The sequence below is a fragment of the Geobacillus proteiniphilus genome (assembly GCF_001908025.1).
Taxonomy (GTDB): Bacteria; Bacillota; Bacilli; order Bacillales; family Anoxybacillaceae; genus Geobacillus; species Geobacillus proteiniphilus.
The window spans coordinates 1-269 of the sequence record NZ_MQMG01000175.1 but is presented as its reverse complement, the minus strand read 5'-3'; the positions used below and the strand labels follow the sequence as shown (position 1 = coordinate 269).

At 50.2% G+C, this 269-nt stretch carries 1 pseudogene; it reads right to left on the bottom strand.

Annotation, left to right across the window (positions count from 1 at the left end):
• Nucleotides 1-269, bottom strand: a pseudogene (locus BRO54_RS19055) (hypothetical protein); the annotation flags it as partial.

The following is a 269-nucleotide window of genomic DNA, read 5'->3' as shown; positions in this document are numbered from 1 at the left end:
GCCAAGCTCGGGTAATACGCTCCGGACTCGATTTGCTGAATGAGCCAGTTCCTCTCTTCGAGATTATGTACTTGCGAGAATTCGAACGCGATTTTGTCCGTGTAAATTTTGCGCAAATGCAAGATGGCGTCCCAGCCGTTTTTGACATGCGCCGGAGCGTGCGGGCAAAGAAACGCGACCGGAATTCGCTTTAAGTCTTCTTCAGTTAAGTCGTATTCGTCAAGCGTCCAAGCGGCGCAGCTTTTTCTCCTTTTTGACAAGCGGATTCG